Genomic DNA, 13,976 nt, shown 5'->3' with positions numbered 1-13,976 from the left:
GGGAATCACACCGTTTTGGTGGTGGTTTTTTTGGCCATGGTTTTGCTGGAACGAGCGGACGCGCCGACACGCCCGGCCCAATGGTTCGCATTGAGGCTGGGGGCATCGAATGCAAGATGAGCCATCAAAAGGCCGCGCATCGAAAACGATCCCGTTCGAAGCGGGCTTTTACGCGGTTTCGATAAAGAGTCAATTGGGGCGCCCTTCCTTCTCCCCGTCACTATACGGGGAGAAGGTGCCCGAAGGGAGGATGAGGGGCGGCGCTGACGTTGGCAGATAGCTCGTCCGGAGTGAGCCTCCTCGCCTTACCTATCAGCATTCGCGCCGCCCCTCACCTGCCTGCCGGCATCCTCTCCCCGTATAGTGACGGGGAGAGGGGCGCTCCCTCCAGCGGTTTCGCCAATCGCCGTGCTACGCAGCACCCTGTACAAGAAGGGCGGCAGGAAGTACGAACGGCCAAGATTGTTCGGCTGGCGCGGCGCCAGCCCCGTCATGTGCTCCATGATGAGCGCAGAACCCTGAATTCCGAAAGAACGAGATGTCCAACTTCGATGGTATTGTTCCCGCGCTGGCCCAAGCGCTGGAAAAACGCGGCTATTCCGACCTGACGCCGGTGCAGAAGGCGGTACTGGAACTCGGCCAGGCCGACGCGCTGGTGTCGGCCCAGACCGGCTCGGGCAAGACCGTGGCCTTCGGCCTTGCCATGGCGCCGACGCTGCTCGACGGCGCGGAACGGTTCGGCCCGGCCGCGGCGCCGCTGGCATTGGCGGTGGCGCCGACGCGCGAGCTGGCGCTGCAGGTGACGCGCGAGCTCGAATGGCTCTACGAGCCGACCGGCGCCACGGTGGCGTCCTGCGTCGGCGGCATGGACATGCGCACCGAACGGCGCGCGCTGGAGCGCGGCGCCCATATCGTCGTCGGTACGCCCGGCAGGCTGCGCGACCACATCACCCGCAATTCGCTCGACATGTCGACGCTCAAGGCCGTGGTTCTCGACGAGGCCGACGAGATGCTCGATCTTGGCTTTCGCGAAGACCTCGAATTCATCCTCGACGCCGCGCCGGCCGACCGTCGCACGCTGATGTTCTCGGCCACCGTGCCGCGCTCCATCGCCACGCTCGCCCAGGGCTATCAGCGCGATGCCGTACGCATCTCGGCCGCCGGCGAGGAAAAGCAGCATCTCGACATCGAGTACCGGGCGCTGAATGTCGCCCAGGCCGACCGCGAGAACGCCATCATCAACGTTCTGCGCTTCTACGAGGCCAAGAACGCGCTGGTGTTCTGCAACACCCGCGCCGCCGTCAACCATCTGACCGCGCGCTTCAACAACCGCAATTTTTCGGTCGTGGCGCTTTCGGGCGAGCTCAGCCAGAACGAACGCAGCCACGCGCTGCAGGCGATGCGCGACGGCCGCGCCAAAGTCTGCATCGCCACTGATGTCGCGGCGCGCGGCATCGACCTGCCCAACCTCGAGCTGGTGATTCACGCCGACCTGCCGACCAATCCGGAAACGCTCCTGCACCGCAGCGGCCGCACCGGGCGTGCCGGGCGCAAGGGCGTCAGCGCACTGATTGTGCCGGGCAGCGCCCGCAGGCGCACCGAGCGGCTGCTGCAAAGCGCCAAGCTGACGGCGACATGGGCGAGCCCGCCCTCGGCCGACGACGTGATGCGGCGCGACGACGAGCGCATCCTTGCCGATCCGGCTTTCGACGAACCGGTGAAGGATGACGAGCGTGCATTCATCGACGCGCTGCTCGCCAGGCACGGTGCCGAACAGGTGGCGGCCGCCTTCGTGCGCCAGTGCCGCTCCAGCCGCTCGGCGCCCGAGGACCTCATGGACGTCGCGCCGTTCACACCTTCGCGCGAAAGACTGGCGGGCGAGAAGTTCGCGCACCGCGACGAGGCGCCCAGCCGCCGGGACGATTTCGGCGCCAGCGTCTGGTTCTCGCTCTCGGTGGGGCGCCGGCAGAATGCCGAGCCGCGCTGGCTGATCCCGATGCTGTGCCGTGCGGGCAGCATCTCGAAGCGCGAGATCGGCGCCATCAAGATGCAGCCGGAAGAGACGTTCGTGCAGATCGCCGCCGACTGGGCGGACCGGTTCGTGGCGGCAATCGGCCCCGACCGCAAATTGCAGGGCACCATCCTGGTGAAGCGGCTGGACGGCACGCCGGACCTGTCGCGGGCCGGCTATCAGCCGCCGAGCCCGGACAAGAAGCCGCATCGCGGCAAGGCGCCGTTCGATCCGAACGCGCCGAAGCGCAAATTCGACAAGCGTGCTCCGGCCTCGGTCGACCAGCGCCCGGCCGCCGCGCATGAGGCAAAGCCGTGGGCGAAAAAACCCAACAAGCCGAAATTCGAAAATACCGGCGCGCCGAAGCACAAGAAGACGAAGAAGCGACCGTCGTAAGACCGACGCGATGGCGGGGCCGCTGATTTCGCGTCAGGGTGCGGCAGTCTCGGAATGCTGGCGGGCCGCGCTCTCCTTCAGGCCGGCCTTGATGGCGGCCCAGCTTGCCGATGCCGGCGCCGGCCGGTGGTTTTGGGCGATGCGCCCTGACAGCGCGGATCGCCAGGCATGGTCTTCCGCCATTTTGCGGATCGCAGCGTACCAGCCGGCCTGGTCGTCGGGGTCGATCGCCGGCATCATTCCGCCGGTCGCCTCGATCAGCGACGGCGCGGTCGAGACGATGACCGGAACGCCGAAATCGAGGCATTCCGAAGCGCCGTAGCCCCAGCCCTCTATGTGCGAGGGAAAGACGCCGAAAGCAGCGCTGCGATAATAGCCGATGAGATCCTCGTCGCTGACCAGCCCGGTGAACGTGACCGACTGGAGCAGCTCGGGATGCGCCGCGAGATAGGCGCGCAGCGGCTCGATCATCCAGCCCCAGCGCCCGGCGCAGACAAGCCGCGGCAGTTTTACGCCTTCTTCCAGTGCCTGCTGCCAGATCCGGGCCAGCAGGATGTGGTTCTTGCGCACTTCGATGGTCGAACAATAGATGACGAACGGTTCGCCGGTCTCGATGCGCGAGGTCGCGCCCATGCGCGAAGCGGTTTCGTGCAAGATCGAAGGCATCGGAAACCGGTACACCACCGGCGCGGCGACGCCGGCCTTGCGCATGTGATCGGTCAGCGTCGCGCCAACCTCTTCGGAAGCGCAGAACGCCGGCGCGCCGCTGCGCACCAACTGCTCGAGATAAGAGCCGAAACGGGTTTCGCCGATGCCCGAACCGACCAGGTCCGGGCGCAGCGCCGGGATGAGATCGTGGCAAAGCAAGGCAAGCTTGCCTGCGGCGCTTGCAACCGCGGACCGGTCTTGCTGGGTCAGGACATGATGGCTGATCAGCACGAGGCCCGGCTCCGCCTCGGCGCTCTGGCCCGGTGCATCGGGCTCCGCGCCCAACCGGATCCGTGCTCGCTGATACAGACGATAGGCGCGGATCAGCAGCCGCGTCGCCTGGTAGGCGACCCCTTTGCGGCCGTTCGTCACCGTCTTGGCAAGATGACGGTCCGTCTCGCGCTTGTTCCATGGCTGCTGCCTCACCGCAGCCAAAGCCTGCGACAGGGCCGTGCGTCTTCCCGGCCACCGTTTGAGGCGGTGCGGGGAAATCCGGCCAGCCGCGACGTGATCCAGTTCATAGGGGGCAAGCGGCCGAAACTTGCCCTCGTTCGGCCTGAACGCCACCACCTCCACACAAGGATCGGGATCCGCCAGCGCCGCGTTGACGAGAAAGCTCTCCACGCGCGGAATGCCCGCCAGGCCCTTGCCGGCCGGCCAGAACATCAGCCCGGTGGCGTCGATGGCCAGAGAGACCCGTCCCGGTGGCATGGTCACCTCGCCATCCGCGGTCATCGCGCCGGCATCGGAACGTTCGACTGTCATTGTCTGCCTTGGCCAAAACGGTTGCACTCGATGTCTTATGCTTCATTTGCCGCGAAGGCGGTAGCCACGGGCGGCTTGCCCATCGGCTCGGCCCTGTGCCACATCTTGGCAGGGACGTGGCGACAAGGGGGTGGGCGATGCGCGGCGAAGTGCTCCACTATGACGAGGATCAGGGCTTCGGCTTCATCACCGGAGCCGACGGCAGCCGCTACACCTTCGCCCGCGAGAACCTGCGCCGGCAGACCCCCATGCCCAAAGGCACGGTGGTCGAGTTCCAGGCAGGCGGTGGTCAGGCGCGCGACGTTTTCTCGATCGCCGCCCAGGCCGCAAACCCGGCCACCGACGCCGCCACAGGCACCGCACCGGCTCAAGCTGGCCCCGCACCCGCGGCCGCCGCATCGCACGCGCAGCATTTCGGCCGGATGTCCGAGCCAACCGAACCCAGTGATCTCTGGGGCTATTTCTGGCGTGGACTGACGCAGAACTACTTCAACTTCGCCGGCCGCGCCCGTCGCAAGGAATATTGGGGCTACTGCCTGTTCTGGGTGGTCTGCCTGCTGATCATCTTCGGCATCGGCATCTTCACCGATATCGAAATGGGCAATTTCGACTCCGACGTCTCGGCGGCGGTCACGGTCGGCCTGTGCGGCACCTTCCTGCTGGCGACGTTCCTGCCCGGCCTCGGCATGACCGTACGGCGGCTGCACGACATCGGCCTGTCGGGCTGGCTCTATCTGCTGATCCTCATTCCGAGCATCGGCAGCCTGATCATCCTGGTCTTCGCGCTGATCCCGACCCAGGCGCGGGAAAACCAGTGGGGACCGGTACCGGCGGGGGTCAGAATCTAGCCCAGCGTGCATATTGCGGAGGATTAAGTCGCTCCAGGATCCCACCGGTGGGCCGGAGGTCATCACGGCGGAAGATTTTTCTTGCCATTTAGTCCGTGCACAGATAGTCTGTGCACGGATCGAATGATCGATCAGGCAAAACGGATGGAGCAAGACGATGTGGACCAACGAATACACCGCGACTTCCCCGCTTCCGGCGCAAGCCATCTGGAACGCGCTCAAGGCATTGCATGAAGGCCGCCTGACCTATGAGGGCTCCGACACCTTCGTGCTGCACGGGCCGTTCGCCAAGGGCACTCGCGTCTCGGTGACACCGGTCGGTCAGGACACGTTCGAATCGGTCATCGTCGATCTCGTCGACAACGTGACCTATGCCGACGAAACCTCGTTCGGCGACACGACGCTGCTGTTCCGGCACACGCTGGTGCCGGTCGAAGGCGGCACGCAGGTGACGCACCGGCTCGATATCTCGGGCCCTTCGGCCGCCGAGGTCGGCCCGGAACTCGGGCCGCAGATCAGTGGCGATTTCGACGTCTCGATGGCCAGGCTGTTCGAGCAAGCGGAGGCGTTGGCGAAAAATGGCTGACGGTCAGGATTTGAACACCCGCTTCAGCGGACCTTCGGAGAGCCCCGGGTTGCTGCTCTGGCGAACCAGCATGCGCTGGCAGCGCGTCATGACGGCGGCACTCGCCCCCCTCGACCTGACCCATGTCCAGTTCGTGCTGCTGGCATCGGCGATGTGGCTCGGCCGCGATGGCGAGGCCCCCAACCAGGTGCAACTCGCCGCCCAGGCCGGCACCGAGGTGAAGATGACGTCGGATGTCGTCGCCCGGCTGGAAGCCAAGGGATTGATCGCACGCGAGGCCGATCCCCGGGATTCCCGGGCCAAGGTCATCCGCGTCACATCAGCCGGGGCCGCCGCCGCACAGCGCGCCATTGTCGCCGTCGAGGCCGCCGACGCGGCGTTTTTCGAACCGGTGGACGAGGCCCAGCTCGTCGGCATGCTGCGTCAGCTTGCCGGCGAGATCCGCTGAGGCCGAACGAGCGTTACGCCAGGAACTTGGCGATAATCGCGTCGCCCATCGCGACCGTACCGACCTCGGTCATGCCGGGCGAGAAGATATCCTTGGTGCGCAGGCCCTGGTCGAGCACGGCGGCGATTGAAGCTTCGAGCTTGTCGGCTTCATCGACCATGCCGAAGGAATAGCGCAGGCACATGGCGAAGGAGGCGATCATGGCGATCGGGTTGGCGATGCCCTTGCCGGCAATGTCGGGCGCCGAGCCGTGCACCGGCTCGTACAGCGCCTTGCGCTTCTTGGTCTTGGCATCAGGCGCGCCGAGCGAAGCCGACGGCAGCATGCCGATCGAGCCGGTCAGCATGGCGGCGATGTCGGACAGCATGTCGCCGAACAGATTGTCGGTGACGATGACATCGAACTGCTTTGGCCAGCGCACCAGCTGCATGCCGCCGGCGTCCGCCAGCATATGGTCGAGCTTGACGTCGGAATAGCGCGCCTTGTGGGTCTGGGTGACGACTTCGTTCCACAGCACGCCAGACTTCATGACGTTGCGCTTTTCCATTGAGGTGACGTGGTTCTTGCGGGTCCGCGCCAGCTCGAAAGCGACGCCCGAAATGCGCTCGATCTCGAACGTGTCGTAGACCTGCGTGTCGATGCCGCGCTTCTGGCCGTTGCCGAGATCGATGATCTGCTTGGGCTCGCCGAAATAGACGCCGCCGGTCAGCTCGCGCACGATGAGGATGTCGAGGCCTTCGACCACTTCCTGCTTCAACGAGGAAGATGCCGCCAGCGCCGGATAGCAGATTGCGGGCCTGAGATTGGCGAACAGCTCCATGTCCTTGCGCAGGCGCAAGAGCCCGGCCTCGGGGCGCACCTCGTAAGGCACCGCATCCCACTTCGGCCCGCCGACGGCACCGAACAGCACCGCGTCCGCCGCCATCGCCTTTTCCATGTCGGCATCGGAGATCGCCGCGCCATGCGCATCGTAGGCACAGCCGCCGACAAGGCCCTCATCGGTGACGAAGCCGCTGCCGAGCTTTTCGTTCATCGCCGCGATCAGCTTCTTGACCTCGGCCATGGCCTCGGGGCCGATGCCGTCGCCGGGGAGCAGGAAAAGATGCTTCGTTGCCATGGAGAAAACCGTCCCAGAAAGATTTGAACCGCGGCCTTGCTAAACGCCAAGTGGTTGCAGCGCAAGCCGTAACGGGAGGGAGAACGCCGCGATGCGAACAAGGGCACCATCGGCGATCCTTCGCGCCCCCCCTCTGTCCTGCCGGACATCTCCCCCACGAGGGGGGACATTGGCTATCATATCGGCCTTCGCAAATGTCAGGCGTTTACAGATAGCGCCGTTAGCAAAGCTGCCGATCTCCCCCCTCGTGGGGGAGATGCCCGGCAGGGCAGAGGGGGGCGCTGCCCCGCCGGGATGCCCAAGTTACTGCCCCATGGAAGATGCCATCACCGATGCGAGAGAATGTTGACCAGCCGGCCGAGGGGATCGCGCACATAGAAGCGCCGCACGCCCCAGGGTTCGTCGGCAGGCCCATATTCGATGGCGAAACCGGCGGCCTGCATCGCTTCGAGCGCCGCATCGACATCGTCGACTTCGATCGACAGGTCCGGCACCGGCGTGCCGGACCCGCCTTGCGCCATGAAGCTGACCTGCACCTGCATCGTCTCCCCGGAGCCGTAGGTGGCGATCCAGCCCTGGTCCATGAGCAGATCGAGGCCGAGCACATCGTGGTAGAAACGGCTGGCCGCCGCAGCGTCCCGTGTCTCGATATTGGCCACGACGCGCCGGACCTTCATCGCCTTGGTCCCCTCAGGCCGTACGCCGCAGCGCCGTCACCTCGATCTCGATCTTCATTTCCGGTTTGTTCAGCTGGCAGACGATCATCGTCGCCGCCGGCCTGATGTCGCCGAACGTCTCGCCGAGGATCGGGAAGACGACATCCACGAAGGCCTGGTCGGTGATGTAGTAATGCGCCCGCACCACATCCGCCATTTCGAAGCCGCCATCCCCGAGCGCCTTGCCGATCGTCGCCAGGCAGTTACGCGTCTGCGCCTCGACCGTTTCCGGCATCGTCATGGTCGCATAATCATAGCCGGTCGTCCCGGACACGAAGCACCAGTCGCCCTGCACCACGGCACGCGAATAGCCGGCGGTCTTTTCGAAGGGTGAGCCGGTGGAGATGAGTTTGCGCATGAGGAGCCTCGCCATGATTGCAACCATTCTGTGGCGAAAACGCCGATCCTGCCATGGGCCATACGAATGGATCGGCAGTGCAGTATCTGTGGCGTCGACGTGCCGCGCGATCGCGCGCACGCCGGGCGACGCCGGCCTCTATGATCCGGCATTCCACGACGCCTATCCGGCACCGGCCCAGAGGTCTGCATTGCCCGCCATGCGTCAGCCGGGTTGGTCCTTGGCCGATCCAGCCGTTTCTCCAGTGAAGACAACCCTTGTGCCTTTGTGCACCTCAAGGGCGAGATCTTCGGCATCCCAATTGGTCAACCTGATGCAACCATGCGAGAAGGTCTTCCCGATCTTGCCTGGTTCGGGCGTACCGTGAATCCCGTAACTTTCAATGGACAGATCGATCCAGACCGATCCGACAGGATTGTTGGGTCCGGCAGCGATGGTGAAGGGCCTTTTGGTTCTCACCCCCTTGAAGGCGAAGTGGGGATCATAGTGATAGGTGGGTTTGTGGACCACGCGTGTGACTTGTGCCTCACCGCTCGGCGCCGGCTTCTCTTCGCTTCCAATCGAGGCGGGGTAGACCGAAACCACTTTGCCGGAATCGTCGAGAACGCGAACTTCGCGCGCGGCCTTGTCGACTTCGAGGCTGGCAACGGCTGAGGCGGGATCGTCTCGGGCGATAGCCGGCACCAGCAACTTTGCGCCCGCCGTCCTGAAGCTGATGCCCGGGTTGAGCCTTCGCAGCAATTGTTCGCTGATGTGGAAGCGCTCTGCGATCCGTTCCAGCGAACTGCGATAGCCGAGCCTGCGCAGGTGAGCCATTCTTTCCATGCTGGCCGGAATGCGCTTGGTAAACGGTCCACGCACGTCCTTGCGCGTCAGCTCGTAGTTCACAAGAACCGTGCCGCCTTGCGAGGTTGCTACCAGCTTGTCCCAGGTCTCCCGGTTGAGCTTGCCATCGGCGGGCAGAGCGTTGGCCGCTTGAAATGCCCGCACCGCCTTGGTGAAGTTCTCCGCCTGGTGGCCGTCAATGAGGCCCGGCGAGAACCGCGCGCGATCCAAAAGGATCTGTGCCTTCAGCACGGTCGCATCGACGCCCTTCGTTGCGGCGTCGCCAAATTGAGCATTGTTGACGGTGGCTGCGTCCAGCTTTGCCGCCTCTGTGGCGCCAGCCGCGAAGGCGAACAAAACAAGCGCCAGAAGACCGAGACTGACCATCAATGTTACTCCAGGCACTGCCGCGCGAAGCTGCTTCTATGACGCCGCGCGGCCGATCTGGTTCCATTTGTCCCAGCGAATATCGCCGTTGAGTCTGGTTGGGCAGAAGGCCATCCTTGATCTCCGTGCCGGTGACCGGCGGCGCTCAAAGGAAAGAACGGCGTATAAACCGCGGTCCCGCGCGTCGGCATCCGCGGTGGCCGCATGTGGTGCGAATTTGACCTGCTTGATCGGCTTGGCGTCTGATTCGCCTGCTGCGTGAAACAAAGGGACAGAGACTGGAGTGCGCCGTGTTTTCGCCGGAAATGCCCCGGTTAGTTCGCCGACCCCAGCGCCTTGTCCAGCGCTTTCTTCACATCGGCCGGCCATGTCGCCACCGGCGGCCAGGCGTTCGGTTGGCCATTGTCGCCGCGACGGGCGAAGTAGAGCTGGTGCTTGGCCGGGTCAACCGCCATGAAGCCGTCATTGCCGCCGCAATCATGCGGTACGCAGCCGCTGGCATAGAAGGCGCCCGATGCGGTCTTTTCCGTGCCGCCGCCGACCAGCAGGCTGGTCGCCATGTCGGGCATGTCCTTGCCGAGCAGTTTCTGGGCTTCCTTGTAGACGGCCTCATTGTGGAAGGCGTCGATGATGTTGTCGTATTTCGACGGGTCGATATCCTTCCAGTCCGTGCCGGGCTCCGGCATGTAGGCCAGATTGCCCGAAATGGTCAGTCCGCTCGCTGGCGACCATTGCAAAGCCGGCTTTTCATCGCCGGGCAAAAGATACGGCACGAAATAGATGGCGTTGTCGGACACCGCCGAGGGCGGCGCGCCGCACTCGTCCTGCTCGACCGTGATGCTCTGGATGGCGCCGCCCTCCGGCTTCCAGACGATCACCTTGGCCGGGCCGCACTGGTTGCCGCCATCGCCGACATCGACCAGCGCCACATTGACGTCGCCGATCTTGACGATCTTGTCGAAAAAGACGTCATAGTTGCTGGCCAGCTGTTTGCCGTCATAGGACAGCACCTTCTCGCCGTCCTGCTCCGGCTGCGTGATGGTGAGTTGGCCGCCTTCGAACGGGATCGGCGCCTGCTTGTCGTCCTCGGAAGCGTCGGCAGCGTTCGTTCCCGTGTCCTCGTCGGTGGCTGGCTTTTCGGCCGCCGGCGCCTGCTCCGCGGCGGGCGTCTGTGTCTGGGTTTGCGCAAACGCGGTGGGTGCCAACAACAAGGCCACCCCGCAGGCGCCGGCCAGAAGCTGGTGTCTCATGACTGTCCCTCCCTCAGTCGCCGCCCGGCAGGAAAGGCCGGGCCTATCGGCTGCTCAGGCCCAGGGGCGCAGTTCGGCGTTCTTCTTCTCGAACGAGGCGATGGCGCCGGCCTTTTCCATGGTCAGGCCGATGTCGTCGAGCCCGTTGAGCATGCAATGCCGCTTGAAGTCGTCGAGATCGAAGGTCACGACGCCGCCGTCCGGGCCACGGATTTCCTTGGCTTCGAGATCGACCGACAGAGTTGCGTTGGAGCCGCGCGAGGCGTCGTCCATCAGCTTCTCCAGGTCCTCGGGGCTGACGGTGATCGGCAGCACGCCGTTCTTGAAGCAGTTGTTGTAGAAGATGTCGGCGAACGAGGTCGAGATGACGCAGCGTATGCCGAAATCGAGCAGCGCCCATGGCGCGTGCTCCCGGCTCGAGCCGCAGCCGAAATTGTCGCCGGCGACCAGGATCTGCGCCTTGCGGTAGGCCGGCTTGTTGAGCACGAAGTCCGGATTTTCCGAACCGTCGTCCTTGTAGCGCATCTCGGCAAACAGGCCGGTGCCAAGCCCTGTACGCTTGATCGTCTTGAGATAATCCTTCGGGATGATCATGTCGGTGTCGACATTGACGATCGGCATGGGGGCGGCGACGCCGGTGAGCTTGGTGAATTTTTCCATGGCTTTGGCCCGTGTTTTCGTTGCGGGGGATTTTCTGGAGCCCGGTTTACACAAAGCCGCGGGCAAATAAAAGGCAGCTGTTCGTGCGCGCCGGCGCCAGGGTGCCGACGAAACGGCTTCGAATTCACCGCCCGATGGTGCACTCTGGCTGTGATGGCAGAAAACTCCCACGTCCTCTACGCCCGCGAAGCATCCCTCGATACCGCGCAGTTCCGCCGCGTGCTGGCCGAATCCGGCCTCGGCGAAGTCAGGCCCGTCGATGACGAGGCCAGACTGAAGGCGATGCTGGAGGGCGCCGATTTGATCGTGACCGCCCGTCTCGACATGGAAGGCAAGCCGCTGATTGGCGTTGCCCGCTGCCTGACCGACTTTTCCTGGGTCTGCTACATCTCCGACCTCGCCGTATCGGCCAAGGCGCAGGGACTTGGCATCGGCAAGGGCCTGATGGACGAGGTGGCCCGGCAGCTCGGACGTCGGTCGCCATCAGCCTGATTTCGATGCCCGATGCCGTCGGCTTCTACGAACGCATCGGCATGAAGCGCATGCCGGACGCCTTCTGGATCTCCCGCAAGCGCTGATTCTTTATCTGCCGCGATCTATCCGGTCGCCAACGGCGTGCGATCTTGCCGCTTGACATGCAACCAAATGGTTGCATATTAGAGCAATGAGCATGGATGCAGTCTTTCGCGCCCTGGCGGACCCGACACGCCGGCAATTGCTGGACAGCCTCCATGCCAGGAATGGGCAGACGCTGAATGCGCTGTGCGCCGAGATGGCCATGACCCGCCAGGCGGTGACCAAGCACCTGGTGATCCTGGAGGAAGCAAACCTCGTCGCCACCATCCGCCGGGGTCGAGAGAAGGAGCACTACCTCAACCCGGTTCCGATCAACGAGATCGCCGACCGCTGGATTGGCAAATTCGAGCGGGGGCGGCTGACTGCCCTCAGCGACCTGAAGAAACGCCTCGAAAGGGAAGACTGATGAGCAACAGCTTCGTTTATGTGACCTATATTCGCACCACGGCCGAAAAGCTCTGGGAAGCGTTGACCGACCCGGAGTTCAACCGGCAGTTCTTCCTCTGCTCCTATCAGGAGAGCGAATGGAAGGTGGGCTCCAGCTGGAAGCTGATCTTCCCCGACGGGCGGGTCGCCGACAGCGGCGAGATCCTCGAGATCGATCCGCCGCGGCGCCTGGTCATCAAATGGCGCAATGAATGGATGCCCGAGATCAGGGAAGACGGCTACACGCGCTGCACCTTCACCTTCGAGCCGGACGGCGAGCTGATGAAGCTTGCCGTAACCCATGAAGCGGACGGGCCGCACAGGCTGATCGGCAACGTCGCCAAGGGGTGGCCGCTGGTGCTGGCCAGCCTGAAGAGCCTGCTCGAGACCGGCAAGGGCTTCGAGCGTCCGCCATCAAAGGGTTGAAGGCTCGTTTCGTCGACGAAACAAATTTGATGTGGAGGCATCCATGATCCACGCTCCCAGGGTACGGAGCATGACCAATGGCGACACCGTCATGGCATCGGCCGAGATCGAAGCGCCTCCGGAACGCATCTTCGAGGCACTGGTCGGCGAGGAAATCGGGCAATGGTGGGGGTCGGCCGACACCGAACGGATGGTCGACTGGTCAGCCGACCTGCGCGTCGGCGGCCATTGGACCGCTATTGTCCGAACGGCCGACGGCACGGACCTGCCGGCCAGCGGCGAATTCCTCGAGATCGAGGCGCCGCGCCGGATCGTCCAGACGCGGGCCTATGCATGGGACCATCCCGCGCTTGGCCGACGGCAAACCACGGTAGCCTGGCTGCTGCAGCCGGTTGCCAGGGGCACGCGCCTTACCATCTGCCATGGCGGTTTTGCCGGGCTGCACGAAGCGGCGGCGGAACATGCAGAGGGCTGGGCGCGGGTGCTTGCCTGGCTGCAGGCACATGTCGAGGCTGGAAGACTGGCCGCGGCGTGAGCGGCGGGCCGTTGCTTTGCGTAGCCTCTCTCCGCCTTGACCCACACCTCATCCGGCCCACATCCCATACATGGGAAAACAGGCATGTTTCATAGGCACGGCCGGTTGGGGCGTTCCGACACGATACGGCCAAGACTTCCCACAACCCGGTTCGCATCTCGAACGCTATTCCCGGCACTTTCCGGTCGCCGAGATCAATACATCCTTCTACAAGCCGCACCGCCGCGAGACCTATGAGCGCTGGGCACGCGCCGTGCCGGAGCACTTCCGCTTCGCCGTCAAGCTGCCGAAGGCCATCACCCATGAGCACCGCCTCGCCGGCTGCGACGACCTCCTTGAGAGCTTTCTCCTGCAGGCCGAAGGTCTCGGCGCAAAGCTGAGCGTGCTTCTGGTGCAGCTGCCTCCGAGCCTATCCTTCGAGCCGGATGTCGCGAGCGGTTTCTTCGACATGGTCGGCAAGCGAACCCAAGCAAGGCTGGTTTGCGAACCGCGCCATCCCAGCTGGTTCGAAGCCGACGCTGAAGCGCTTCTGGCCGATCGCCGGATCGCGCGTGTCGCCGCCGACCCCGCTCCGGTGCCATCTGCTGCGGCGCCGGCAGGCTGGCCCGGCCTCGCCTATTTCCGCTGGCACGGCGCGCCGCGCGCCTATTACTCCGACTACGATGCCGATAGCCTCGCCAGATTTGGCCGGCAAATGGAGGCGGCGGCGGCTTTCGGTGCCGAGGTCTGGGGCATCTTCGACAACACGGCCGCCGGCCATGCGCTGGGCAACGCGCTTGCCGTCGAATCGACGATCGCCCAGACGCTTCTTCCTTCTCCCCTTGTGGGAGAAGGTGTCGCCGAAGGCGACGGATGAGCAACTGTGTTTTCAGGCTTTGTCTGGATACCAGGGTTGGTTGTGTCGAAGCATGGCGCTGAGGATGGTCATAATCTTTCGG

General features: G+C 64.4%; 16 protein-coding genes and 1 pseudogene. 9 read left to right on the top strand and 8 right to left on the bottom strand.

What is annotated here, in order from left to right:
- Positions 1–5 precede the first annotated feature (5 nt).
- Positions 6–140, bottom strand: coding sequence for a hypothetical protein (locus EN804_RS38760; RefSeq protein WP_281404934.1), 135 nt, complete (start codon positions 138–140; stop codon positions 6–8).
- Positions 141–538: 398 nt separating this feature from the next.
- Here EN804_RS38760 and EN804_RS32545 point away from each other — a divergent pair, with 398 nt between their 5' ends.
- Positions 539–2,407: a DEAD/DEAH box helicase gene (locus EN804_RS32545; protein WP_127872776.1), complete on the top strand. Its 1,869-nt coding sequence runs from the start codon at positions 539–541 to the stop codon at positions 2,405–2,407.
- Between the two features lie 33 nt (positions 2,408–2,440).
- Here EN804_RS32545 and EN804_RS32540 read toward each other — a convergent pair whose 3' ends face one another.
- Positions 2,441–3,880 carry a glycosyltransferase gene (locus tag EN804_RS32540; protein ID WP_135922158.1) on the bottom strand — a complete coding sequence of 480 codons (1,440 nt, stop codon included), beginning with the start codon at positions 3,878–3,880 and terminating at the stop codon, positions 2,441–2,443.
- A gap of 137 nt (positions 3,881–4,017) precedes the next feature.
- On the opposite strand from EN804_RS32540, the gene EN804_RS32535 reads away from it, so the two are divergent.
- From EN804_RS32535 to EN804_RS32525, 3 genes are all read left to right on the top strand, one after another.
- Complete coding sequence (locus EN804_RS32535; protein WP_135922157.1) at positions 4,018–4,728, top strand: DUF805 domain-containing protein; 711 nt, start codon at positions 4,018–4,020, stop codon at positions 4,726–4,728.
- Positions 4,729–4,885: 157 nt separating this feature from the next.
- On the top strand, positions 4,886–5,314 hold the full coding sequence (locus tag EN804_RS32530) for a polyketide cyclase (protein ID WP_135922156.1): 429 nt from the start codon (positions 4,886–4,888) through the stop codon (positions 5,312–5,314).
- Positions 5,307–5,762: a MarR family winged helix-turn-helix transcriptional regulator gene (locus EN804_RS32525; protein ID WP_135922155.1), complete on the top strand. Its 456-nt coding sequence runs from the start codon at positions 5,307–5,309 to the stop codon at positions 5,760–5,762. Before EN804_RS32530 ends, EN804_RS32525 begins: the two co-directional genes overlap by 8 nt.
- A 13-nt stretch (positions 5,763–5,775) precedes the next feature.
- Here EN804_RS32525 and leuB read toward each other — a convergent pair whose 3' ends face one another.
- The 6 genes from leuB to leuD all read right to left on the bottom strand — a co-directional run bounded on the left by leuB (position 5,776) and on the right by leuD (position 11,075).
- A complete protein-coding gene (leuB, locus tag EN804_RS32520) occupies positions 5,776–6,879 on the bottom strand; it encodes a 3-isopropylmalate dehydrogenase (protein WP_135922154.1) in 1,104 nt (367 codons plus the stop codon).
- A gap of 326 nt (positions 6,880–7,205) precedes the next feature.
- Positions 7,206–7,556, bottom strand: coding sequence for a VOC family protein (locus EN804_RS32510; RefSeq protein WP_135922153.1), 351 nt, complete (start codon positions 7,554–7,556; stop codon positions 7,206–7,208).
- Positions 7,557–7,569: 13 nt separating this feature from the next.
- The gene (locus EN804_RS32505) at positions 7,570–7,953 is read right to left on the bottom strand and encodes a RidA family protein (RefSeq protein WP_127276581.1); all 384 of its coding nucleotides are present in this window, start codon (positions 7,951–7,953) and stop codon (positions 7,570–7,572) included.
- Positions 7,954–8,157: 204 nt separating this feature from the next.
- A complete protein-coding gene (locus EN804_RS32500; protein WP_135922152.1) occupies positions 8,158–9,165 on the bottom strand; it encodes a L,D-transpeptidase in 1,008 nt (335 codons plus the stop codon).
- Between the two features lie 314 nt (positions 9,166–9,479).
- Positions 9,480–10,415: a hypothetical protein gene (locus EN804_RS32495; RefSeq protein WP_135922151.1), complete on the bottom strand. Its 936-nt coding sequence runs from the start codon at positions 10,413–10,415 to the stop codon at positions 9,480–9,482.
- 54 nt (positions 10,416–10,469) lie between these two features.
- Positions 10,470–11,075: a 3-isopropylmalate dehydratase small subunit gene (leuD, locus tag EN804_RS32490; RefSeq protein ID WP_127276567.1), complete on the bottom strand. Its 606-nt coding sequence runs from the start codon at positions 11,073–11,075 to the stop codon at positions 10,470–10,472.
- A 153-nt stretch (positions 11,076–11,228) separates the two neighbouring features.
- Between leuD and EN804_RS32485 the strand changes: the two are divergent.
- The 5 genes and pseudogenes from EN804_RS32485 (at position 11,229) to EN804_RS32465 (ending at position 13,894) form a co-directional block, all read left to right on the top strand.
- Positions 11,229–11,653: pseudogene (locus EN804_RS32485) on the top strand (GNAT family N-acetyltransferase).
- Between the two features lie 86 nt (positions 11,654–11,739).
- Entirely contained in the window at positions 11,740–12,057 is a 318-nt protein-coding gene (locus tag EN804_RS32480) for a helix-turn-helix domain-containing protein (protein WP_135922150.1), read from the top strand.
- Positions 12,057–12,503 (top strand): SRPBCC family protein, encoded by a 447-nt coding sequence (locus tag EN804_RS32475; protein ID WP_135922149.1) that lies wholly within the window; start codon positions 12,057–12,059, stop codon positions 12,501–12,503. The genes EN804_RS32480 and EN804_RS32475 overlap by 1 nt, the downstream gene beginning before the upstream one ends.
- A gap of 43 nt (positions 12,504–12,546) precedes the next feature.
- A complete protein-coding gene (locus EN804_RS32470; RefSeq protein ID WP_135863503.1) occupies positions 12,547–13,038 on the top strand; it encodes an SRPBCC domain-containing protein in 492 nt (163 codons plus the stop codon).
- 70 nt (positions 13,039–13,108) lie between these two features.
- Entirely contained in the window at positions 13,109–13,894 is a 786-nt protein-coding gene (locus tag EN804_RS32465) for a DUF72 domain-containing protein (protein ID WP_135922148.1), read from the top strand.
- The last annotated feature ends 82 nt before the right edge of the window (positions 13,895–13,976 follow it).

The organism is Mesorhizobium sp. M8A.F.Ca.ET.161.01.1.1, assembly GCF_004792105.1.
Classification (GTDB): domain Bacteria; phylum Pseudomonadota; class Alphaproteobacteria; order Rhizobiales; family Rhizobiaceae; genus Mesorhizobium.
The sequence above is the reverse complement of the archived record's forward strand: the minus strand, read 5'-3'. Positions and strand labels throughout refer to the sequence as shown.